The organism is Wenjunlia vitaminophila DSM 41686, from assembly GCF_000380165.1.
Lineage (GTDB): Bacteria > Actinomycetota > Actinomycetes > Streptomycetales > Streptomycetaceae > Wenjunlia > Wenjunlia vitaminophila.
In genome coordinates this window covers 16,544-39,402 of sequence record NZ_KB904679.1, presented here as the reverse complement: position 1 = coordinate 39,402, position 22,859 = coordinate 16,544, and the positions used below count along the sequence as shown (strand labels likewise).

The 22,859-nt window shown below is 72.2% G+C and carries 21 protein-coding genes; 18 read left to right on the top strand and 3 right to left on the bottom strand.

Translation table 11 applies throughout. The annotated features are described in order from the left end of the window. The first annotated feature begins 42 nt into the window (after positions 1–42). The 10 genes from lepB (A3IG_RS30080) (at position 43) to A3IG_RS0116800 (ending at position 9,175) form a co-directional block, all read left to right on the top strand. On the top strand, positions 43–867 hold the full coding sequence (gene lepB, locus A3IG_RS30080; protein WP_018384753.1) for a signal peptidase I: 825 nt from the start codon (positions 43–45) through the stop codon (positions 865–867). Positions 868–869: 2 nt separating this feature from the next. After that, the gene (gene lepB / locus A3IG_RS0116840) at positions 870–2,039 is read left to right on the top strand and encodes a signal peptidase I (RefSeq protein WP_018384752.1); all 1,170 of its coding nucleotides are present in this window, start codon (positions 870–872) and stop codon (positions 2,037–2,039) included. Positions 2,040–2,184: 145 nt separating this feature from the next. Next, a complete protein-coding gene (gene lepB / locus A3IG_RS0116835; RefSeq protein WP_018384751.1) occupies positions 2,185–2,949 on the top strand; it encodes a signal peptidase I in 765 nt (254 codons plus the stop codon). Continuing rightward, on the top strand, positions 2,942–3,445 hold the full coding sequence (locus tag A3IG_RS0116830; RefSeq protein WP_026220345.1) for an NUDIX hydrolase: 504 nt from the start codon (positions 2,942–2,944) through the stop codon (positions 3,443–3,445). The genes lepB (A3IG_RS0116835) and A3IG_RS0116830 overlap by 8 nt, the downstream gene beginning before the upstream one ends. 42 nt (positions 3,446–3,487) lie before the next feature. Continuing rightward, a complete protein-coding gene (locus tag A3IG_RS0116825) occupies positions 3,488–3,805 on the top strand; it encodes a DUF2469 domain-containing protein (protein WP_018384749.1) in 318 nt (105 codons plus the stop codon). A gap of 386 nt (positions 3,806–4,191) precedes the next feature. Next, entirely contained in the window at positions 4,192–4,551 is a 360-nt protein-coding gene (locus A3IG_RS0116820) for a YraN family protein (protein WP_018384748.1), read from the top strand. Beyond that, on the top strand, positions 4,551–6,152 hold the full coding sequence (locus A3IG_RS0116815; protein ID WP_018384747.1) for a YifB family Mg chelatase-like AAA ATPase: 1,602 nt from the start codon (positions 4,551–4,553) through the stop codon (positions 6,150–6,152). Before A3IG_RS0116820 ends, A3IG_RS0116815 begins: the two co-directional genes overlap by 1 nt. Continuing rightward, positions 6,149–7,303 (top strand): DNA-processing protein DprA, encoded by a 1,155-nt coding sequence (dprA, locus tag A3IG_RS0116810; RefSeq protein ID WP_040911726.1) that lies wholly within the window; start codon positions 6,149–6,151, stop codon positions 7,301–7,303. The genes A3IG_RS0116815 and dprA overlap by 4 nt, the downstream gene beginning before the upstream one ends. Before the next feature lie 350 nt (positions 7,304–7,653). Continuing rightward, positions 7,654–8,472, top strand: coding sequence for an RNA polymerase sigma factor WhiG (whiG, locus tag A3IG_RS0116805; protein ID WP_018384745.1), 819 nt, complete (start codon positions 7,654–7,656; stop codon positions 8,470–8,472). Between the two features lie 139 nt (positions 8,473–8,611). Next, positions 8,612–9,175: a TetR/AcrR family transcriptional regulator gene (locus A3IG_RS0116800; protein WP_018384744.1), complete on the top strand. Its 564-nt coding sequence runs from the start codon at positions 8,612–8,614 to the stop codon at positions 9,173–9,175. Here the strand turns inward: A3IG_RS0116800 and A3IG_RS0116795 are convergent. Further along, positions 9,126–9,698: a murein hydrolase activator EnvC family protein gene (locus A3IG_RS0116795; RefSeq protein ID WP_322887997.1), complete on the bottom strand. Its 573-nt coding sequence runs from the start codon at positions 9,696–9,698 to the stop codon at positions 9,126–9,128. The genes A3IG_RS0116800 and A3IG_RS0116795 overlap by 50 nt on opposite strands. An 824-nt stretch (positions 9,699–10,522) precedes the next feature. Here A3IG_RS0116795 and rpsB point away from each other — a divergent pair. The 6 genes from rpsB (at position 10,523) to rlmN (ending at position 16,750) form a co-directional block, all read left to right on the top strand. Beyond that, on the top strand, positions 10,523–11,443 hold the full coding sequence (gene rpsB, locus A3IG_RS0116790) for a 30S ribosomal protein S2 (protein WP_018384742.1): 921 nt from the start codon (positions 10,523–10,525) through the stop codon (positions 11,441–11,443). 112 nt (positions 11,444–11,555) lie between these two features. Further along, positions 11,556–12,407 (top strand): translation elongation factor Ts, encoded by an 852-nt coding sequence (gene tsf / locus A3IG_RS0116785; protein WP_018384741.1) that lies wholly within the window; start codon positions 11,556–11,558, stop codon positions 12,405–12,407. A gap of 140 nt (positions 12,408–12,547) precedes the next feature. After that, positions 12,548–13,312, top strand: coding sequence for a UMP kinase (gene pyrH, locus A3IG_RS0116780; RefSeq protein WP_026220343.1), 765 nt, complete (start codon positions 12,548–12,550; stop codon positions 13,310–13,312). A gap of 114 nt (positions 13,313–13,426) precedes the next feature. Further along, on the top strand, positions 13,427–13,984 hold the full coding sequence (gene frr / locus A3IG_RS0116775) for a ribosome recycling factor (RefSeq protein WP_018384739.1): 558 nt from the start codon (positions 13,427–13,429) through the stop codon (positions 13,982–13,984). Positions 13,985–14,367: 383 nt separating this feature from the next. Then, positions 14,368–15,498, top strand: a complete 1,131-nt coding sequence (locus A3IG_RS35260) for a phosphatidate cytidylyltransferase (RefSeq protein ID WP_407701030.1) — start codon at positions 14,368–14,370, stop codon at positions 15,496–15,498. Between the two features lie 100 nt (positions 15,499–15,598). Further along, the gene (gene rlmN / locus A3IG_RS0116765; RefSeq protein ID WP_018384737.1) at positions 15,599–16,750 is read left to right on the top strand and encodes a 23S rRNA (adenine(2503)-C(2))-methyltransferase RlmN; all 1,152 of its coding nucleotides are present in this window, start codon (positions 15,599–15,601) and stop codon (positions 16,748–16,750) included. 90 nt (positions 16,751–16,840) lie between these two features. Here rlmN and A3IG_RS0116760 read toward each other — a convergent pair whose 3' ends face one another. Beyond that, a complete protein-coding gene (locus tag A3IG_RS0116760; protein ID WP_018384736.1) occupies positions 16,841–17,983 on the bottom strand; it encodes a hypothetical protein in 1,143 nt (380 codons plus the stop codon). Then, a complete protein-coding gene (locus tag A3IG_RS30070) occupies positions 17,965–18,777 on the bottom strand; it encodes an ABC transporter ATP-binding protein (RefSeq protein ID WP_018384735.1) in 813 nt (270 codons plus the stop codon). Before A3IG_RS30070 ends, A3IG_RS0116760 begins: the two co-directional genes overlap by 19 nt. A gap of 241 nt (positions 18,778–19,018) precedes the next feature. Between A3IG_RS30070 and A3IG_RS0116750 the strand changes: the two genes are divergently transcribed. Continuing rightward, complete coding sequence (locus A3IG_RS0116750; protein WP_018384734.1) at positions 19,019–20,470, top strand: gamma-aminobutyraldehyde dehydrogenase; 1,452 nt, start codon at positions 19,019–19,021, stop codon at positions 20,468–20,470. Between the two features lie 222 nt (positions 20,471–20,692). After that, positions 20,693–22,855: an ATP-binding protein gene (locus A3IG_RS0116745; protein ID WP_157862233.1), complete on the top strand. Its 2,163-nt coding sequence runs from the start codon at positions 20,693–20,695 to the stop codon at positions 22,853–22,855. The last annotated feature ends 4 nt before the right edge of the window (positions 22,856–22,859 follow it).

Below are 22,859 nucleotides of genomic sequence, written 5' to 3'. Positions count from 1 at the left end.
CAGCGGGCCAAGCGGCGCCGGCGCAGGTCGGCCGTCCGCGAGGTGCCGCTGCTGATCGGCGCCGCCTTGGTGATCGCCCTGTTGTTGAAGACCTTCGTGGTGCAACCGTTCTCCATCCCGAGCGGATCGATGGAGAACACCATCCACATCGGTGACCGGGTGGTGGTGGACAAACTGACGCCGTGGTTCGGGGCCAAGCCGTCCCGCGGTGACGTGGTGGTGTTCCGGGACCCGGGTGGCTGGCTCGAGGAGGAGCCGTCCTCCGGGGACGACCCGCCGGTGGTCCACGAGGTGAAGACGTTCTTCACCTTCGTCGGCCTGCTACCGTCGGAAGATGAGGACGACCTGATCAAACGGGTGATCGCGGTCGGTGGCGACACGGTGGCCTGTTGCGACAGCGCCGGGCGGGTCACCGTCAACGGGCACCCGATCGACGAGTCGTACCTGTACCCGGGGAACGAGCCTTCGACGATCACGTTCACAGTGGAGGTTCCCCGGGGAAGGCTGTTCGTCATGGGCGACCACCGGGCCAACTCCGCTGACTCCCGCTACCACCTCGACGAGCCCGGGCACGGCACCATCTCGGAGGACCTGGTGGTGGGGCGTGCCATGGTCGTTGCCTGGCCCACCGGCCACTGGCGGGGACTGGACGAGCCCGAGGTGTTCGCGGCGGTGCCGGACGCAGGGAAGCCGGTCTCCGCGCTCGACGGCGGGCGTCATCCGCGTGAATCGATCGTGGCCCCGGTTCTGGTGGAACTCCCGCTCGTTATGACAGTGGTGGGCGTGCTTCCGTACCGAGGAGCGGCCCGGTTGGAACGCAGCGTCCGCAGACGGGCGTGGGGCGAAGCGCACTGTAGGGAGGAGTAGCTGTGGGGGACCTGGTGGTCGGCGCGCGGTCCGGGTCGGGTGAGCCGGAGGGGCGGGACGCCCCGGCTCAGCCGGCGCGACCTGCGAGCGGCGACACGTCCGAGGAGTCCGGCACCGCCGCCTTCCCACCCGTGCGGGACGGGGGTGCGGGCGCCGACCCCGCGCCGGCGCCCGGTGCGGACGACCCCGCGCGCTCCGGCGCCGACGACGTCGCCGACCGGATTCCGCCCGAGCCCCGGGGGGAGCCGCTGGCCGACGAAGCGCCTGGTCCCCCGGAGCGGAACGTGGATCAGGCGCCCGACGCCCCGGCCCGCGGCGAGGCGGACGGGCCGGATGGCTCGGACGAGGACTCCGCCGAGACCGCACAGGGGGAGCGTGGCGAGACCCGCAAGCAGCGTTCCTTCTGGAAGGAACTGCCGATCCTGATCGGCATCGCCCTGATCCTGGCGCTGGGCATCAAGACCTTCTTCGTGCAGGCCTTCTCGATCCCCTCCAACTCCATGCAGAACACCCTGCAACAGGGGGACCGGGTGCTGGTGGACAAGCTGACCCCGTGGTTCGGGAGCAAGCCCGAACGCGGCGAGGTCGTGGTCTTCCACGATCCCGGAGGGTGGCTCAACGAGCCGACCGAGGAACAGAACCCAGTGCAGAAGGCCCTGAGCTTCATCGGGCTGATGCCTTCGTCCGAGGAGAAAGACCTGATCAAGCGGGTGATCGCGGTTGGCGGTGACACGGTGGAGTGCACCGGCGACGGACCGGTCAAGGTGAACGGCAAGGCACTGGACGAGCCGTACGTCTACCCCGGTGTCAAGCCCTGCAGTGACCACCCCTTCGGTCCGATCAAGGTCCCCGAGGGACGGCTGTGGGTGATGGGCGACCACCGGAACGACTCCATGGACTCGCGGTACCACCAGAACCTCCCGGGCAAGGGCACGATCGACGAGGACCAGGTCGTGGGCCGCGCCTTCGTGGTGGCCTGGCCGATCGACCGGTGGGCCACGCTTCCGGTGCCGGGCACCTTCGACCAGCCCGGGTTGGCCGCCGCGGCCGGTGCCGCCCCCGCGGCCCTGGGGCTGCTCGGTGCGGTTCCGCTGACCCTGTTGAACCGCCGCCGGCTGCTGCGCACCGGGACCGGGAGGGCCGGGACGGGCGCTGCCCCGGGTCAGGAGTGACCCGACGCGGGCAAGGGCACGCCACGGGCCGACGTCCGGGGGTGGCGCGGTCCGGGGAGTGCGGCGAACACTGCTGACTGGGTGAGGTACCGGCGGGTAAGGTGCGCCTGTCGGGCGTCATTTCCAGCAGGGCGGAGGCCGGCCCATGAGCAGCACCGCAGCGGTGGACGACAGCACCGGGGGCGACGGCGAGGCCGCGGCTCCCCCACGCTCCCGACGGCTCACCAACCTGTCCAACGCCGCCGTGGGCATCGGTCTGGTGTTGCTCGTCGGCGGTTTCCTGCTGGCCGTGCTGGAGTACCGGCCGTTCTCCGTGCCGACCGATTCCATGGCCCCCACGGTGTCCCCCGGAGACCGGGTGATCGCCCAGCGCATCGACGGTGACGAGGTGCGCCGCGGCGACGTCGTGGTCTTCGAAGATCCGGTGTGGGGCGACGTCTCCATGCTCAAGCGGGTGATCGCGGTGGGCGGCGACACCGTCGCCTGCTGTGACGACGAGGGAAGGCTGACCATCAACGGCGTCCCCGTGCGGGAGCCGTACCTCGGGGGTGGCCGCGCGTCGCTGACCGAGTTCGAAGCCACGGTGCCGGAGGGACGGCTCTTCCTGCTCGGGGACAACCGCGGCACCTCCCAGGACTCCCGGATGCACCTGGCCGACCACCAGGGCACCGTGCCGGCGTCGGCGGTGACGGCGCGGATGGACGGCACGGTGTGGCCACCGAGCAGGATGGGGTTCGGCGGGCACGAGGAGGCGTTCGGCGTCGTCGGTCCGGTCTCGGCCCCCGGGCCGCTGCGCTGGCTGGTGGTGGCCTGCCTGTCGGGTTCCGTGCTGATCCTCGGAGGTGCGGCCGCGGGCCCGGTGGCTGACCGGGTCGGCCGGCGTGGAACTGCCCGGCGTTCCGGTGGCTGAGGACGTGGCGTCCGTCGGGCTCCGGCTCACGGCCAGGGTGGTGCTGCTCGACCCCGCCGACCGGATTCTGCTGGTCCACGGCTTCGAGCCCGCCGATCGGGCGACCGATTGGTGGTTCACCCCGGGAGGCGGGGTGCGTCCGGGGGAGGGTCTGGAGCAGGCGGCGCGGCGCGAGGTGGCCGAAGAGACGGGGATCACCGACCTCGACCTCGGACCGTGGCTCTGGCGGCGGCGCAGCACCTTCACCTTCGCCGGCCGGCTCTGGGACAACGACGAGCGGTACGTCCTCGGAAGGACCAGGACAACCCGCCTGGACCAGTCCGGACGCACGGCGTTGGAACGAGTCTCCACCGACGAGCTGCGCTGGTGGACGGAGGCCGAGCTGCTTGCCACCGACCAGACGGTGTACCCGCCGGAGCTGGGGGAACTCCTCGGCGCGCTGCTGGAGAGCGGCCCGCCCCCCGTTCCGCTGGTGCTGGACCCGCAGAACGAGTGACTGGTTCACAATGGGGGGACGTAAGGCAGAAGGGGACATGCCATGAGCGCGGAGGACCTCGAGAAGTACGAAACCGAGATGGAGCTCAAGCTCTACCGGGAGTACCGGGACGTCGTCGGGCTGTTCAAGTACGTGATCGAGACCGAGCGCCGGTTCTACCTCACCAACGACTACGAGATGCAGGTCCACTCTGTGCAGGGTGAGGTGTTCTTCGAGGTTTCCATGGCGGACGCCTGGGTCTGGGACATGTACCGACCGGCGCGGTTCGTCCGCAAGGTGCGGGTGCTGACGTTCAAGGACGTCAACATCGAGGAGCTGACCAAGAGCGATCTGGAGCTTCCCTCCGGTAGCTCCATGTGACCCCCGTCGCTTCAGTGATCCGCAGCTCAGTGATCCGTGGCCCGGTGGCTTGTGGCCCCGGTGGTTCAGTAGCGCCGCAGGTGTCCAGCGGCGCCGGTGGTTCGGTTTGGTTGGTAGTGGCGCCGGTGGTTCAGCGCGTCGGCTGAGGTTGAGTAGGAGCCCGGCGCGCCATCGCTGAGTGAGCCGCTGACCCGCCACTCGTCACTGAGTGTACCTGCTCAGCAACTCATTCGGAATCGGCTGTCGGACAGGGAGCCCCGAGCCGGTGACGTTCACCCGTCAGGATGACGGAGTTGTACACAGGCGCTGAGTTCTCCCCAGCTCGCCATGGAGATCAGCACGGTCACTGCCTGATCCGTCACCCTCGGTCACGGAGGTGGTGGCCGATGAACGCCCGAGGAGCGCTCGCCCGTTACGGGGAGGCGGTGGCGGCCCGCTGGCTCGTCGCTGCGGGCATGACGATCCTGGACCGGAACTGGCGGTGTCGGGACGGGGAGCTGGACATCGTCGCGAGGGACGGCGACGCCGTGGTGATCTGCGAGGTGAAGACCCGCACCGGGGACGGCTTTGAGCATCCGCTGGCAGCGGTGGGAAGGGCCAAGGTCAGGCGGTTGAGGTGCCTGGCCGAACGCTGGCTGGCCGACCACGGCGGCGCACCGCCGGGCGGGGTGCGCATCGACGTGGTGGGCGTGCTCAGGGCCCGGCGGGGGCCAGCCCGGGTCGATCACGTTCGCGGGGTGACGTGATGGCGTTCGCCCGTACCTGCGCGGTGGCCCTGGTCGGGGTGGACGGTGTGGTCGTCGAGGTCCAGGCCGACCTGGAGCCGGGCGTGCCCACCTTCACCCTGGTGGGTCTGCCCGACAAGAGCCTGTCCGAAGCCCGCGACCGGGTGCGTGCCGCGGTGGTCAACAGCGGTGAGCAGTGGCCGCAGCGGAAGCTCACGGTGGGGCTCAGTCCCGCCTCCGTGCCCAAGAGCGGCAGCGGCTTCGACCTCGCCGTGGCCTGCGCGGTGCTCGCGGCGGCCGAGCGCATCGCGGCCAAGGACATCTCGAACGTGTTGATGGTGGGCGAGCTCGGCCTCGACGGGAGGGTGCGTCCGGTGCGGGGAGTGCTGCCCGCGGTGCTGGCCGCCGCTGAGCTGGGGTACCGGCACGTGGTGGTGCCGGAGCGGTCAGCGGCCGAGGCGGCGCTGGTGCCCGGGGTGTCCGTCATCGGAGTGCGCTCGCTGCGCCAGGTCATCGCCGTCCTCAATGACGAGCCGGTGCCGGACGAGGAGCCGGACGCCCCCGGCCCCGACCACCCCGACCCGCTGCTCGCCGGATTGGTGGTGCCCGGCGGTGGCCTGCACGCAGCCGCCCCGGCGCCGGACATGGCCGACGTGGCGGGGCAGTTCGCGGCGCGCCGGGCCCTGGAGATCGCCGCGGCCGGAGGGCACCACCTCCTTCTTCAGGGCCCGCCAGGTGCGGGGAAGACGATGCTGGCCGAGAGGCTGCCAGGGCTACTGCCCCCGCTCAACCCCGAGCAGGCCCTGGAGGTCACCGCCGTGCACTCGGTGGCGGGGCTGCTCCCCGCGGGCAGGCCGCTGGTGGAGGTGCCCCCGTACTGCGCTCCGCACCACTCGGCGACCATGCCGGCCATCGTGGGCGGCGGCAGCGGCCTGCCCCGGCCCGGGGCCGTCTCGCTGGCTCACCGTGGAGTGCTCTTTCTGGACGAGGCACCCGAGTTCTCCGGGAGGGTGCTCGACGCCCTGCGCCAGCCGCTGGAGTCAGGGCACGTGGTGGTCGCCAGGTCGGCGGGTTCGCTGTGTCTCCCGGCCCGCTTCCTGCTGGTGCTGGCGGCGAACCCGTGCCCCTGTGGACGGTACGCGCCACACCGGGACGGCTGTGAGTGCTCCTCGGCGATGATCAGGCGCTACCAGGCACGGCTGTCCGGGCCGCTGCTGGACCGGGTTGACCTCAGGGTCCGGGTGGAGCCGGTCGGGCGGGAGGAGCTGCTGGGGCGCGGCCAGGACGTGGAGTCCACCCAGCAGATCGCTGCCCGGGTGGCTCAGGCCCGGGAGCGTGCCGCGCACCGGTACGCGCAGGCCCCCTGGCACACCAACAGCGAGGTCCCCGGGCACGAGCTGCGCACCCGGTGGACGCCGGCCCCCGGTGCGATGGCCGGTGTGGAGCGGGAGATCGAGCGGGGGCTGCTGACCGCCCGCGGCCTGGACCGGGTTCTCAGGGTGGCCTGGACGGTGGCCGACCTCGCCGGCCGCGGGCGTCCCGGCGAGGAGGACGTGCGCACGGCGCTGGAGCTGCGCACCGAGGTCAGCCGGGGCGCACTGGCTCCTGGAGGGCCACGGTGACCGGGGGGTCCGGTGTCCCTGACGAGGAGCGTCTCGCCCGAGCGGGGTTGACCAGGCTCGCCGAGCCGGGGGACGGGGTACTCGGGGGGCTGCTGGAGCGCCTGGGAGCGGCGGAGACCCTGCAACGGCTGCGGCGGGGCGGCCCCCTGGAGGGGGTGTCGCGGGCCCGCGCCCAGGGCTACCGCGTCCGCCTGGACGGCCTCGATCCCTCGGAGGACCTGGCGAGGATCGAGGCGCTCGGTGGGCGCTTCGTCTGCCCCGGGGACAGCGAGTGGCCCAGCCAGTTGGACGACCTGGGGCACCAGCGCCCGATCGGGCTGTGGGTGTGCGGCGTGCCGTCACTGCGGCTGTTGGCGCTGAGATCGGTGGCCGTCGTCGGCTCGCGTGCGTGTACCGCCTACGGCAACCACGTCGCGGGGCACCTCGCCGCTGATCTGGCGGACCTCGGCTGGGTGGTGGTCTCCGGCGCTGCCTACGGGATCGACGGTGCGGCCCACCGGGGTGCCCTGGCCGTCGGCGGGGCGACCGTCGCGGTGGTCGCCAGTGGTGCCGGGGTCCCCTACCCACGGGGACACACGGAGCTGCTGCGCCGGATCACGGACCATGGGCTGCTGGTGGGCGAGTTGGCTCCGGGGGAGCGCCCGACCCGCACCAGGTTCGTCCAGCGGAACCGGGTCATCGCGGCGTTGACGCCGGGCACCGTCGTCGTGGAGGCGGCGCACCGCAGTGGGGCGCTGGTCACCGCCAGGCGGGCGGCGGCGCTGGGGCGGTTCACCATGGCCGTCCCCGGCCCGGTCACCAGCGCCCTGTCCGGTGGGGCGCACGAACTGGTCCGTGAGGGGGCGGTGTTGGTCACTCGGGCGGCGGAGGTGGTGGAGCTCTGCGGCAGCATCGGGGAGTTGGCCTCCCCCCGGCGGGTTCCGCTGTTGCCGAGGGACCTCCTCGGAATGACCGCGACCTCGGTGCTGGAGGCCCTGCCGGCGCGCGAGTCGGTCACGGCGGAACAGGTGGCCAGGGGCGCCGGTCTGGGGTTGGACGACACCCTGCGCACGCTGCACGAGTTGCTGCCGCTGGGATTCGTCGAACGTGAGGGGTCCGTGTGGCGCCTGGTCCTCGAGGTGGCGAACGGCTGTGCACACAATCCCCCGTAGGCGGGTCAACACACCATCAGGTGACAAGACGGTTCTTGACCTCGGCCGGTCAGGTGAAGAGTTTGAGGGAGTGACCGCACACCCCACGAGCTGGCCAGCGGTTCCTGGCCGCCTGTCCGCAACACCCTCGGTGCCGTTGTCCTGGCGCCCACGAGGCCCCAGGGGCCGGGCCGGGTGGTATCCCCAGGCGCAGTGGCACGCGTCGGCGGGCCGCCTGCGCGCCGGTCGCACCACGGCGGTGAGAATGCCACTCGAGCGCGATCGTCGCGCTCCGGAACCGTCCGGTGACGCTAGGCTCGCAGCGAACCAGATCGAGACCCACGTATCCGTAGAACGGCGCAAGGCGACGCATGCCCAAGCACACCTCGGGGCCTGACCACACGTCCGCCGCGACCACCACCCGTGAGACGGCGGCGCTCGCCGAGCTGTGGAGCGCCTACAAGTCCAGCGGCGACGCGCGGCTGCGTGAGCAGTTGATCCTGCACTACTCACCGTTGGTGAAGTACGTCGCGGGGCGGGTGAGCGTGGGCCTGCCTGCCAACGTGGAGCAGGCCGACTTCGTCTCCTCGGGTGTGTTCGGACTCATCGACGCGATCGAGAAGTTCGAGCCCGAGCGCTCCATCAAGTTCGAGACGTACGCCATCAGCCGCATCCGAGGGGCGATGATCGACGAGCTTCGCGCCCTGGACTGGATCCCACGCTCGGTGCGCCAGAAGGCCCGTGCGGTGGAGCGTGCCTACGCCACGCTCGAGGCCAGGCTCCGACGCACCCCGAGTGAGCCCGAGGTGGCCCAGGAGATGGGCATCTCGCTGGACGAGCTGCACGCGGTGTTCAGCCAGCTCTCCCTGGCCAACGTGGTGGCCCTGGAGGAGCTGCTGCACGTCGGCACCGAGGCAGGGGACCGGCTGAGCCTGGTCGACACCCTGGAGGACACCGCCGCTGACAACCCGGTGGAGGTCGCCGAGGACCGCGAGCTGCGGCGCCTGCTGGCCCGCGCGATCAACACCCTCCCCGAGCGGGAGAAGACCGTGGTCACGCTCTACTACTACGAGGGGCTCACCCTCGCCGAGATCGGGCAGGTCCTCGGCGTCACCGAGAGCCGCGTCAGCCAGATCCACACCAAGGCCGTGTTCCAACTGCGGGCCAAGCTGGCGGACTCGGGCCGGTGACCGGCATGGCGCCGCCCGGACTCGCCCGGGGTGACCCGGAACCCACGCCGCCAGGGCCGCATGGGTGTTCGAGTTGCCCTGGCTGGGGGGTGCGGGGCTCCGTAGAGTGGAGACCGTGCCGAAGATTCGAGCGGCCTCGGTGGCCGAGCACCGGACCATGCAGCGCAACGCCCTGCTGGACGCGGCACGGGCGCTGTTGTCCGAGGGCGGCGGCAAGGCCCTGACCTTCCCCGCCCTCGCACGGCGCACCGGGCTCGCCCGGTCCTCCGTCTATGAGTACTTCCGCTCCAGGGCCCAGGTGGTCGAGGAGCTGTGCGCGGTTGACTTCCCGGTCTGGGCGGCCGAGGTGGAGGCGGCGATGCGCCTCGAGGCCACTGCCGAGGGCAAGGTCGAGGCGTACGTACGCGGCCAGCTCGCGCTCGTCGGTGACCAGCGGCACCGCGCGGTGGTCGCGATCTCGGCGGGAGAGCTCGAGGAAGGAGCCCGGGAGAAGATCCGTGCCGCCCACGGCCAGCTCGTCGCGTTGGTGGTCGACGCGCTGGGGGCGCTGGGGCACGAGCAGCCCCGGCTGACCGCCGCCCTGCTCCAGGGCGTGGTCGACGCGGCGGTGCGTCGCATCGAGCTCGGCGGCGCCGCGGAGGACACCGAGCAGATCATCGACGCCGCGGTGGCCATGGCCAGGAACGGCGTCTGCCTCCGGTGACGGCGCGGGGCCCGCGACGCCGGGGCCGGGTGGCCAGTGCGCCAGCCGCGAGCGGCACCGCGGCCGGCCACCCCCGGCGCTCCCGCACCGGCTCGCCGGCCGTGCCACCGGGTGGCGGCACACCGAAGACCGGGAGCAACCTGGAGGGCCCGCCCCGGCGCAGCTTCGCGGGCAGCAGCGACAGCGGGTCCAGGTACCGGGGGCCGCGCCGCAGGCCCCAGTGCACACACCGGGCCGCGCAGTGCGACGTGCCGGCGCGCTGTACCGTCCCCACCCGGGCCCCGGCCGCGACCCTGGCCCCCTCCGGGACCGTGGCCAACACCGGCTCATAGGTCGTGCGCAGCGCCGGACGCCCGCTGCCCGCCAACTCCACTGTCACCACTCCGCGCCCGGCGACGTCCCCCGCGAAGACCACGGTGCCCGCCGCTGCCGACCGCACCGGGTCCCCGGCCGCGGCGCCGAGGTCCACCCCCCGGTGGCCGGGGCCCCAGGGGGTGGCCGGTGGCTCCCACCCACGCAGCACCGGCGGCCTCCCCGGCCCACCCACCGGCCAGACCCCGGCACCGTGCGGTGCGCCCGACGCGTCACCCGCCTGGTCGACCACGCCCCGGTGGGGCCGGGCGAGGAGCTCGCCTTCCGTCCCACCTCGACCTCCCCCCGGGCCGTCAGCCATCCCCGGGCGCGCCATCCCCGGACCGGCCAGCCCAAGGCCACCAGGCCGGGGAGCCACCATCCCCGGTGTGCCGGTGGCGGCCCGCTGGGCAGCGGCCCACCGGGCACCGGCAGACGTGGCGCCGCTCGAGGCCGTCGGTGGTCTCTCCGCGGCATCAGCGTCGCCGCCGACCGCACGCGCCGCTCCCGGCCCGGGCCACAGGACCGCCGCCAACAGCGCCGCCACCAGCCTCCCCAACGCGCAGGTCCAGCCCTTGCCCACCGCCGAGCCCATGTCGTCCCCCGCCCCCCGGGTCCCGCCTCGGTCTGCCTCGTGCCTCGACGATGCCCCATTCCCACCGACAGGCGCTGATCTTGAGCCTGCCCTGTGGATAACTGTCCGCGCCCCCCGGCGACGCCACCCGTTCCGCCCCAACCGGCCAGTCGCTCGGCGCTCAACCGGTCCCGTACACTTCCCTTGGCGATCCGGCTGTCCGGATCGACTTCGCACGCCCCGCCACCGCTGACGAAGGCCCCTCCAGCCCCAGCGGTGGTAGCGCTCTCGGTCCTGGGGAACCACGGTTCCCACGGCGCGGCGCGATCGGGGCGACAGGCACGGTGGTCACCCGGCCGCCGTGGGCAAACCGGGAAGAAGCCCCCAGCACCACGGGGCGCAACATCAATAGGAGGACGGCCATGGCCGTCGTCACGATGCGGGAGCTGCTGGAAAGCGGCGTCCACTTCGGGCACCAGACCCGCCGTTGGAACCCGAAGATGAAGCGGTTCATCTTCACCGAGCGCAACGGCATCTACATCATCGACCTGCTCCAGTCGCTGTCGTACATCGACCGCGCCTACGAGTTCGTCAAGGAGACCGTGGCCCACGGCGGCTCGGTGCTCTTCGTCGGCACCAAGAAGCAGGCCCAGGAGGCCATCGCCGAGCAGGCCACCCGCGTCGGCATGCCGTACGTGAACCAGCGCTGGCTGGGCGGCATGCTCACCAACTTCTCGACGGTGCACAAGCGGCTGCAGCGCCTCAAGGAGCTCGAGGAGATCAACTTCGAGGACGTGGCCGGTTCCGGCATGACCAAGAAGGAGCTCCTGGTCCTCCAGCGGGAGAAGGACAAGCTCGAGCGCACCCTCGGTGGTATCCGGGACATGCAGCGCGTCCCCAGCGCGGTGTGGATCGTGGACACCAAGAAGGAGCACATCGCCGTCGGCGAGGCGCGCAAGCTGCGCATCCCGGTGGTGGCGATCCTGGACACCAACTGCGACCCCGACGAGGTCGACTACAAGATCCCGGGCAACGACGACGCGATCCGTTCGGTCACCCTGCTGACCCGGGTCATCGCCGACGCCGTCGCCGAGGGTCTGATCGCTCGCGCCGGTGCCGCCACCGGTGACACCAAGGTGGAGCCGGGCGCCGACCAGCCGCTGGCCGACTGGGAGCGCGAGCTCCTCGAGGGCGAGAAGGCGGCCAAGGCCGAGGCTGCCAAGTCCGAGGCGGCCAAGACCGAGGAAGCCAAGGTCGACGAGCCCCAGCAGGCCGGTGCCGCCGAGGCCGAGGCGGGGGAGAAGCCCGCCGAGGCGTCCGCCGCCGAGGGCGACAAGGCGTAGTCCCCGCGAACGCGGGTTCATCCGGGCGCCGTACGGCATCCGACGGCGGGGGCGCACCTGGCCCCCGCCGTTCCCCGGTATCCACCGACATTCGAGAAGAGACACACAGACCATGGCGAACTTCACCGCCGCCGACGTCAAGAAGCTGCGCGAGCTCACCGGCGCCGGCATGATGGACTGCAAGAACGCGCTGGGCGACGCCGAGGGCGACGTCGAGAAGGCCGTCGAGATCCTGCGCGTCAAGGGCCAGAAGGGCGTCGCGAAGCGGGAGGGCCGCAGCGCCTCCAACGGGGCTGTCGTCGCCCTGCTCGAGGACGCCAGGACCGGTGTCCTGGTCGAGCTGAACTGCGAGACCGACTTCGTGGCCAAGGGCGACCGGTTCGTCGATGTCGCCAACGCCATCGCCAAGCACGTGGCGGCCACCAAGCCCGCCGACATCGAGGCGCTGCTCGCCTCGGAGATCGAGGCCGGGAAGACCGTCCAGGCGTTCGTGGACGAGGCCAACGCCACGCTCGGCGAGAAGATCGTGCTGAGCCGCTTCGCCCAGTACGACGACGGGTACGTCGCCTCCTACCTGCACCGGACCAGCCCCGACCTGCCCCCGCAGATCGGTGTCCTGGTCGAGCTGGCGCAGGAGGGCGTGCCGGACGACGTCACGGCCGTCGTCGCCAAGGACGTCGCCCAGCACATCGCGGCGTTCCCGGCCAAGTACCTCTCCCGGGAGGAGGTGTCCGAGGAGACGGTGGAGAACGAGCGCCGCATCGCCGAGGCCACCGCTCGCGAGGAGGGCAAGCCGGAGGCCGCCCTGCCGAAGATCGTCGAGGGCCGGCTCAACGGCTTCTTCAAGGAGAACGTCCTGCTCGAGCAGGCGTTCGCCAAGGACAACAAGAAGACCGTCAGCAAGGTCCTTGAGGAGGCCGGCGTGACGCTGAAGCGCTTCACCCGCTTCCGCGTCGGCGTCTGACCGCCGGGCACCCGCTAGGGTCGAAGGCGGTCGGCTTTCCCGGCCGACACCAGTAGTGACGCGAGGAGGCCATTGCCGTGCAGGGAACCGGACCGGAACCCGCGGCAGTGGCCTCCTCGTACGTGTACGAGGAGACGTCCATGCAACCCGATGCCGCTAAGGCCGAATCGACGGACGGCGGCACCCACCGCCGCGTCCTGCTCAAGCTCTCCGGCGAAGCGTTCTCCGGAGGAGGCGGCCTCGGTGTGGACCCCGACGTCGTCCATGCCATCGCCCGCCAGATCGCGGCCGTGGTCCGCGGTGGCACCCAGATCGCCGTGGTCATCGGCGGCGGGAACTTCTTCCGCGGTGCGCAGCTCCAGGTCCGCGGCATGGACCGGGCCCGATCCGACTACATGGGCATGCTCGGCACCGTGATGAACTGCCTCGCCCTCCAGGACTTCCTGGAGAAGGAGGGGATCGAGACGCGGGTGCAGACAGCGATCACCATGGGCCAGGTCGCCGAGCCGTACATTCCCCTGCGGGCCATCCGGCACCTGGAGAAGGGCCGCGTTGTGATCTTCGGCGCCGGTATGGGCATGCCCTACTTCTCCACCGACACCACCGCGGCCCAGCGGGCCCTGGAGATCCACGCCGAGGCGCTGCTGATGGCCAAGAGCGGAGTGGACGGCGTCTACGACTCGGATCCCAAGCACAACCCGGATGCGGTGAAGTTCGACTCGCTGGAGTACGCCGAGGTGCTCGCCCGTGGGCTGAAGGTCGCCGACGCCACCGCGATCAGCCTGTGCATGGACAACAAACTGCCGATCCTCGTCTTCGAGCTCCTCACGGAGGGCAACATCGCCCGGGCGGTGCGCGGGGAGAAGATCGGCACGCTCGTCAACCATCACGGTGGCCGGGACTGACCGCACGAGCCCGCGCCGGGCGCACGGCCCGCGCGACGGGATGGACAATCCGCTGCCGTTCGCAGATCGTGCAGGTGAACCAGCGGGCAGGGGCAAGGGACAGGGAGCTGTGAAGTGATCGAAGAGACACTCCTCGAGGCCGAGGAGAAGATGGAGAAGGCCGTCGTGGTCGCCAAGGAGGACCTCGCCGCCATCCGTACCGGGCGCGCGCACCCGGCGATGTTCAACAAGATCACGGCGGAGTACTACGGCACCCAGACGCCGATCAACCAGCTTGCGTCGTTCTCGGTGCCCGAGCCGCGGATGGCCGTGGTGACGCCGTTCGACAAGTCCTCACTGCGGGCCATCGAACAGGCCATTCGGGACTCGGACCTGGGCGTCAACCCGAGCAATGACGGATCGATCATCCGCGTGGTGTTCCCCCAGCTCACCGAGGAGCGCCGTCGGGACTACATCAAGGTCGCCAGGGGCAAGGGCGAGGACGCGAAGATCGCCATTCGCAGCGTCCGCCGCAAGGCCAAGGAGGCCCTGGACAAGCTCGTCAAGGACGGTGAGACGGGCGAGGACGAGGTGCGCCGCGCCGAGAAGGAGCTCGAGGACACCACACACAAGTACGTGGCCCAGGTGGACGAGCTGCTCAAGCACAAGGAATCCGAACTCCTCGAGGTCTGATGAACGAGTCTTCCTGGGGGACTCCGTCGGGAGACCGGCGGCCTCACCAGCCGCCGGCAGCCCCCGGGCCGCACCCCCCGCACGGCCACTCCGAACGGGGGGCGCCCAGGTACTACGTCAACCCCGCGGACCAGGAGCAAACGCAGGCGCTGCCACCCGTCACCGACCGCCACGACGGCGCCTACGTGACCGCTCACCACGGCTGGGGGACGCACTCGGCCCCGCCCCCCCCGCCCGTCGGCGAGGGACGGTGGGGCCCGGCGGGCCAGCCGCCCGGCGTAGGCCACCAGACGGACGCCGTCAGCTCCGCGGGCGGGCGGGCCGGCGGGCCGTTCTTCCGTGACGAGGTCGGTACCTCGGCGGCGGTCGAGGAGACGGCGGTGCTGCCGCCGGTCACCGCCGAGTCCCCGCGCCCGCCGGGCCACGACGACGGGGAGGGCCACCGGCCACGGCGGGGCCGTCGTCACGGTGCGCCGGCGGAGGGTGGCGCGGTCCCGCCTCCCGGTTCCGGCGATGCCCGTGGCACGGCCTCCCAGGGCCGGCCCGGTGCCAACGGGACCGGGCCCCGAGACGGTCGTCGCGGACGCTCAGCCGCGCCCGCCCCGTCCCCCCCGCCGGCTCACGGCGTGCCGCCCGCACCGGGTTCGGCTCCGACCCCGTCCGGGTCCGGTTCCGCGCCGTCCGGTTCCGCGCCGGCCCAGAAGAAGCACCGGGGCGGGCGTAACCTCCCGGCGGCCATCGGTGTGGGGCTGGCCCTCGGTGTGGTGATCATCTCGTCGTTGTTCGTCGTCAAGGCGTTCTTCCTCGGCGTCATCGTGGTGGCGGTCGTGGTGGGTCTGTGGGAGCTGACCTCGCGGCTCGCCGAACGCAAGCAGACCAACGTCCCCCTCGTCCCGCTCGCCGCAGGCGGCACCGGCATGGTGATCGCCGGCTACGTCCAGGGCGCGGAGGCGGCGCTGGCGGCGATGGGCCTGACCGTCCTGGCGTTGCTGGTCTGGCGCATGGCCGCCCCGCCGCAGGACTACCTGCGCGACGTCACCGCGGGCACCTTCGCCGCCTTCTACGTGCCCTTCCTGGCCACGTTCGTCGCCTTGATGCTCGCCGAGGACGACGGTGCCTGGTGGGTGCTGACCTTCCTGGTGCTGACCGTCTGCAGCGACACCGGCGCGTACGCCTTCGGATTCCGCTTCGGCAAGCACAAGTTGGCGCCGAGGATCAGCCCGGGCAAGACCCGGGAGGGTCTGGCCGGCGCCATCGGCTGTTCGATGGTCGCCGGCGCCCTGTGCATGCAGTTGGGTGTGGAAGGCGGAAGCTGGTGGCAGGGACTGGTGCTGGGGCTGCTGGTGGCCTGCAGCGCCACCCTGGGGGACCTCGGCGAGTCCATGATCAAACGTGACCTGGGAATCAAGGACATGGGCGCGCTGCTTCCCGGGCACGGCGGTGTGATGGACCGCCTCGACTCGCTGCTGCCCACCGCCCCGGTGGCCTGGCTGGTCCTCGTGCTCTTCCTGTAGCCCGATCCCGTGGCGGCGCGGGACCCCGCGCCGCCGGGAACCGGCGTCGGCGCTGCCGCCGACCCGGCCCCCCCGCCGCGTCTGCGACACTGAAGGAACCATGCCTGCACCCGGAGAACTCACCTTCGCCGCCCCGCGCGGGGCCATGCCGCCCCGGCACCTCGCCGACCTCGACCCCGAGGGGCGCCGCGAGGCGGTGGTCGCGCTGGGCGAGAAGCCGTTCCGTGCCAACCAGGTCGCGCGGCACTACTTCGCCAGGCTGGCGGACGACCCCGCGCAGTGGACCGACGTCCCCGCGGCCGCCAGGGAGCGCATCGCCGCGGAGCTGTTCCCTGAGCTGATGTCCGTGGTGCGGCACGTCTCCTGCGACAACGACACCACCCGCAAGACACTGTGGCGGCTGTTCGACGGCACCCTGGTCGAGTCGGTGCTGATGCGCTACCCCGACCGGGTGACCATGTGCGTCTCCTCACAGGCGGGCTGCGGGATGAACTGCCCGTTCTGCGCGACGGGTCAGGCGGGGCTCACCCGCAACCTGTCCACCGCGGAGATCGTGCACCAGATCGTCTCGGGGATGCGGGCGCTGCGGGACGGCCAGCTCGGGGCGGTGGAGTCGGTGTCCACCGGCGACGGGGCCCCGGAGTCCACGGTCGGTTCGGCTGCCCGGCTCAGCAACATCGTCTTCATGGGCATGGGCGAACCGCTGGCGAACTACCGCCGGGTGGTGGAGGCGACCCGGCGGCTCACCGACCCCAACCCGCACGGCCTCGGGCTCTCCCAGCGAGGCATCACCGTCTCCACCGTCGGCCTGGTCCCCGCGATGTACCGGCTCGCCGACGAGGGGCTCAAGGTGCGGCTGGCGGTCTCGCTGCACGCACCCGACGACGAGCTGCGGGACACCCTGGTGCCGGTGAACACCAGGTGGCGGGTCCGTGAGGTGCTCGACGCCGCCTGGCACTACGCCGCGAGCAGCGGGCGCCGGATCTCCGTGGAGTACGCGTTGATCAAGGACATCAACGACCAGCCGTGGCGGGCCGACCTGCTCGGCCGGTTGCTGCGCAACCACCGGGTCCATGTGAACCTCATCCCGCTGAACCCCACCCCCGGGTCGAAGTGGACCGCTTCCCGGCCGGAGGACGAGAAGGAGTTCGTCCGGTGTCTGGAGAACCACGGGGTGCCGGTGACCGTGCGCGACACCCGGGGCCAGGAGATCGACGGGGCCTGCGGCCAGCTCGCCGCCGCGGAGCGCTGACCGGCTCGTCCGTTCGGACATCGGGTGACACCCCGTCCCCGTGCCCAGTGAGCAGGCGGCTCCGGCGGCGCCGGGCCCGGCGCGCGGGTGTCAGTGCAGCGGCGACGCGGCCAGTTCGGCGACCGCCCAGGTCAGTGGCCCCAGCAGACCCACAAGCACGCTCCCGCGGAGCAGGGCGGCGCGACGCAGCAACGAGGCAGGGGCGCCGAACCCGGCCATGGTGGCGCGGGTGCCGGCCCTGAGCTGGTGCGCCCGCGCGGTGGCCGTCAGCGCCGTGGCGACGACGCAGAACAGGATCAGGGCGGCACCCAGCACGGTCAGCGGCTCCAGCCGCACGCTGCCGGAGTCCTGGGCCAGCCGGGTGCCGGCGAGGACCGCGCAGCCCGCGGCGCACACCAGCCCCATCGGGTGACCCAGCCGTACGGCGTCGGCCTCCAGCCCGCGCCCGGCGAGCAGCCGCAGCACCCCGGGCCGGACGCTGGCCAGCAGACGGCCGCCCAACCCGATCAGGCCGGGACCGGCCATGGCGAACCCGGTGACCGTCAGCGTCCACCCGACCAGCACCCCCACCGGCACCGGGGCCAGTCCGCCCGGCGGCTCGATCTGCCGACCGGGGCCGAGCCGGTCGGCGCCCAGTTCCACGGCGAGTCCCACCGCGGTCACGGCCGCGCCGTCGCGCAACCAGCGCCACGGCAGTGGGGAGCCGGGGGCCCGCCGGCCGGTCGGCCCCGGCCGCAACCGGTGTGCGGCCAGCGCGGACCCGGCGCTGACCAGGGGGACCACGGACAGCAGGGTCACGGTGCCGGCCAGCGGCAGCGACGGCGTCCGGGGGGCCGTGGCCCGTTCGTCGGCGACGAGGTCCACGACCGTGTCGCTGAGCGGCAGGAAGACGAGCAGGGCGAGGGCACTGCCGAACGCGCCGGCCAGGGCGGTGGCGGTGGCCGCGACCCCGGCGAGCCGGCGACTGCCGTTTCCGCTGGCGGCCAGGCTCCGGTCCAGGTTGCCCCCGGTGGCGAGCCGTGAGCAGGCGGCGGCGAGCGGGGCCGTGGCCGCGACAGGCAGCAGGCACCAGAGCAGTTGGGTGATGGCCGGGGTGGTCTGCTCCGGATGGGTGAGGGCGCGGGTCAGGGTGGCCAGCAGGAGGAACCCCACCCCGCCGGAGACGACGGCGAGGAGCAGTCCGCGCAGCAGGGGGATGGGGCGGGAACCGCGGGCTAGGCGGAGGCAGAACACCGGTCCGCGCTCTTCGGCAGGGGTGTGGTGGCGGAGGCGGGGACCGCGGCACCCGGTTTCGCGGGGCGACGGGACTCCCCGCCCGAGCGACGGCCCTCCCGCAGCGCCACCGTGCGGTCCGCCTGCTCGGCGACCTCCTCGTCGCTGGTGGCCATCACCACGGCGATGCCGGAGGACCGGCAGACGGCGACCAGGGTGCGCAGGACCTGCACCCGGTCGGTCTGGTAGAGCAGCGGAGCGGTGGGCTCGTCGGCGAACAGCACGCTGGGCCGGGTGACCAGGGCCCTGGCCACGGCCACGCGCTGGCGGCTGGCCTGGGACAACCGGTCGGGGCGCAGGTCCGCGTGGGCGGCGGCGTCGAGGCGGTCCAGCCACTCCAGGGCCGTTGCCTTGGCCGCTCGACGGGGGACACCGCTGAGCAGCAGGGGCAGGGCCACGTTCTCCCTGGCGGTCAGCTCGGGGACGAGGTGGGGCTCGGTGGCGATCCAGCCGAACCGCTCCCGGCGCAGCCGCTCCCGTTCGGCCTCCGGCAGGGCGTGCACCGGTCTGCTGTGGAACCACACCTCGCCCTCGTCCGGGACGAGCTGTCCGGACAGGCAGTGCAACAGCGTGGACTTGCCGCTGCCCCGGGGGCCGGTCACGGCGAGGAACTCACCGTCCGCGACCCCGAGGGAGACGCCTCGCAGGGCGGGGGAACCGGCGGCGTCCGTCCGGCCGCCGGGCTTGCGGTAGGACGTCACGAGCGCGCGTGCCCACAGCACGTCGTTGTCCGGCGGGGCCACGGTCAAGAGCACCTCCGGTGTTGTCACCTCTGGGGGTGAACGAGGACGAGGTGGCGTGGGGCACGCCCACCACACAGGTCCGGGCGTTTTGTCGCATAAAGAACCTTACGTTCTACCGTCGATTTCCGCTGTACCGACGCGCGGAAGCAATGCGGGAACCGCGGGCTAGGCTGGTTGGCCACAGCCTCACGGCGCCGCGATCCGGTGACCGTTCCTGGCTGGCCGTGACCGTGTAGAGGACAGGAGAGACGCTGTGAGCGAGCTCCGCACGCTGCGCAACCACATCAACGGTGAATTCGCCGACGCCGCGGACGGCCGCACCACCGAAGTGGTCAACCCGGCGACGGGCCAGGTGTACGCGACAGCACCGCTGTCCTCGGGGGCTGATGTGGACGCCGCCATGGAGGCTGCCGCCGCCGCGTTCCCGAGCTGGCGGGACACCACCCCCGCCGTGCGCCAGCTCGCCCTGCTCAAGATCGCTGACGCGATCGAGCGCCGGGCGGACGAGCTGATCGCCGTCGAGTGCGAGAACACCGGCAAGCCGGTCGCCCTGACCCGGGACGAGGAGATCCCGCCGATGGTCGACCAGATCCGGTTCTTCGCCGGCGCTGCCCGGATGCTGGAGGGCAAGTCGGCCGGTGAGTACATGGACGGCATGACGTCCATGATCCGGCGCGAGCCGATCGGGGTCTGTGCCCAAGTCACGCCGTGGAACTACCCGATGATGATGGCGGTGTGGAAGTTCGCCCCGGCCATGGCGGCGGGGAACACCGTGGTGCTCAAGCCCTCGGACACCACGCCCGCGTCCACGGTGCTGCTCGCCGAGATCATCTCCTCGGTCCTCGCCGACCTGCGGCTGCCCAAGGGCGTGTTCAACGTCATCTGTGGGGACCGGGAGACCGGCCGGCTGATGGTGGACCACCGGATCCCGGCGATGGCCTCCATCACCGGATCGGTCCGTGCCGGGATCGAGGTCGCGTCGAGCGCCGCCAAGGACCTCAAGCGGGTCCACCTCGAGCTCGGCGGCAAGGCCCCGGTGGTCGTCTTCGACGACGCGGACCTGGCCAAGGCCGCCGAGGACATCGCGGTGGCGGGCTACTTCAACGCGGGGCAGGACTGCACCGCGGCCACCCGCGTGCTGGTCCAGGACGGCGTGCACGACGAGTTCGTCGCGGCGCTGACCCAGCAGGCAGCCGCCACCAGGACCGGGCGCTCGGACGACGAGGACGTGCTGTACGGCCCGCTGAACAACGCCGACCAGTTGGAGCGGGTGGCGGGCTTCATCGAGCGGCTCCCCGGCCACGCCAAGGTCCAGACGGGCGGGCAGCGGGTCGGCGACGAGGGCTACTTCTACGCGCCCACCGTGATCTCCGGGGTGCTCCAGGACGACGAGATCGTGCAGAACGAGGTCTTCGGGCCGGTGATCACGGTGCAGCGGTTCTCCACCGAGGAGGAGGCGGTCACCTGGGCCAACGGCGTCCGGTACGGCCTGGCGTCCTCGGTGTGGACCAAGGACCACGGCCGGGCGATGCGGATGTCGAAGGCACTGGACTTCGGCTGCGTGTGGATCAACACCCACATCCCCCTGGTGGCCGAGATGCCGCACGGCGGCTTCAAGCAGTCCGGCTACGGCAAGGACCTGTCCGGTTACAGCTTCGAGGACTACACCCGGGTCAAGCACGTGATGACGTCGCTGGACGGGTGACGCCGGCAGGGCGTCCCCCACGTCTCCCTCCCCGGTCCCCCGCCGGGGCGGGAGGGCGTCCCCGCGGCCCACACCACCCGCCGGCCACCGGTGGACGGTGTGGGCCGTCGTCGTGTGCGCCGACGTGTGCTGACCGAACCATGTCACAAGTTATCCACAGCACGTCGCGGTTCCCACGGTTGCGGTCCTACCCTGTTCACCAGTGACGGGGGGATCACCAGCATGTTTCGCAGGTCAGCGGGAGGCACGGCGTTACCCGGCACCTCACTGCGGGGTGCCACCCAGATCACCGATCGGATGCTCGAGGAGTTCCTGGCTCCTGACGACGCCCTCGCGGGCGGTCGCGGTGGGCCGGAGCTGCCCCTGGTGGTGCTGCTCGGCCCGCGCGGCAGTGGAAAGAGCGCCGTGCTCCGGCGGATGCAGGAGCGCTGCCGCGAACACGTCGTTCCGGTGGCCCGTCTCGATCTCGACGGGCGGGAGCAGACCAGCCCGGGCCACGTCGCCTCCGCCCTCGCCTTCGCGCTCGCCCAACGGCTGGACGGGGTGCCCAGTCCCTTCTTCCCACGGCTGCTCCTCGGCCAGCTCGTCCTCGACGCAGAGCTGGACCGCGGCGATCCGGCCAGGGCCCGCAAGCAGATCGAGTCGCTCCTGCGCAACCGCCGGGAGCGCCACGACCACGCCTGGGACAGCGAGGGGATGAGCGAGGTCCTCGGCCTGCTCCCGGCGGCCAACGGGTTACCCGTCACCTCCAGCGTGGCCATGGCGGTGGGCGGTCTCGCGGTGCGGGGCCTGGAGGTGGCGATCGGCACGTCCAAGAAGCAGCACCGCGCCGCCCTCGACTGGTACGGGCGGGACACCGCCGATCCCAGGGACGCCCTGGCCACCCTGCACCGGTACTGGCACGACGGGGACCCCAACGAACGGCGCAGCGTGGACGAGGCCCAGTGCGGGGCGTTCCTCGCGGACATGCGCGCCTACCGGGCCGAGCGTCGCAGCCGGGTGTGCGTGGCCCTGCTGGACAACGCGGACTCCCCCGCGGGGGCGGGTTTCCTCGACACGTTGATCCGGGTCCGGGAAGCCTGGGACATGACCGGTCCCCGAGACCGGGACTCCCTGCTGATCGTCGCGACGAGTCGCCGTCGGCCCCGGGCCTGGAGCGCGGTCGCCCCCAGCGAGGACCAGGTGCCGCCCCGCCTACCCGACCAGGCCGGGCACGCGGACTGGGCGGGGATCAGGCGGGAGCTCAACAGCGACGGCTCCTGGTGGTACCCCGTGCTCCTCCGGGGGTTCGGTCTCGGTGACCTCGACGCCGTCGCCGCGGTGGAGACCCGTCGGGCGCGGGCGGACGCCCCGGAGCGCGCAGCGACCCTCACCGACCTCACCGCGGCGGTGCACCGAGCCACCGGTGGTCACCCCTGGGCCGTGCGCGCCGTCATCGGCGCGGTGCTGAACCGGGACGGGGACACCTCCCGTGCCGACGCGCTGCGCCGGTCCCTGGACCGCCCCGTGCACCTGCCGGGCGGCGACCACCCGGACCCCGACCCCCTGACGGTCACCGCCGGTGAGCCGACGTCCCTCACCCTGGGCGAGTACGCCCTCGACAGGATGCTGCGGGGAGCCTTCGAGCCCCCGGAGGTCGCCGCCCTCACCGGACTCGCCGCCGCGTGGGACCCGCACGACTCGGCGGAGCTCGGCCGGTGGGCGCCCATGACCGGCCTGCCGCAGCTCTACCAGAAGCTGAAGGACCACCTCTGGCTCGTCGAGGACGCCCCGGGAGACCCACGTCGCCGACCGAACCGGGGCACGGTCGCCTTCATACCCCAGCCCGGGCGGGCCAGCCACATCCACCCCTGGCTGCGCACCCTCCTGCTGCACCGGCTGGCCCGGGGCGGTGGGGAAGGGGACGGCGCCGACCCCTGGCGCCGGATGCACCAGGAGCTGCGCCAGGACTACCAGCGCGAGGCCGCCACCGCCCGGGACGAGGCGGGGCGCCGGCGGCTCGCCGTCCGCGCCCTGCACCACCAGCTCGCCGCGGACGGCCTCGGGGACCCGGTCGCCCACCTGATCCGGCGTTGGGACGACCGCGACATCGGGGCCGCCGCCTGGCTGGAGGACTTCAACGCGCTGACCGCCGCACCGAACCGGCTGCCCCGGCTCAGCGAGCCACGGGTCGTCCTGGACCAGCTCACCGCACCCGCGGCGGACCTGTCCGAGCTGCACCGACTGCTGTGGCGGTTGACCGCGGCCCGGTGGTTGCTGTGCGACCCCATGGCCGACCCGGCGGGAGACCTGCGCGGGCCGGTGGGTGACCTGCTGCGCACACTGGGCGCCTACTCACGGGCAGGGTTCCAGCTCTTCTACGACGAGGCGGACAAGTACCGCTAGCGGA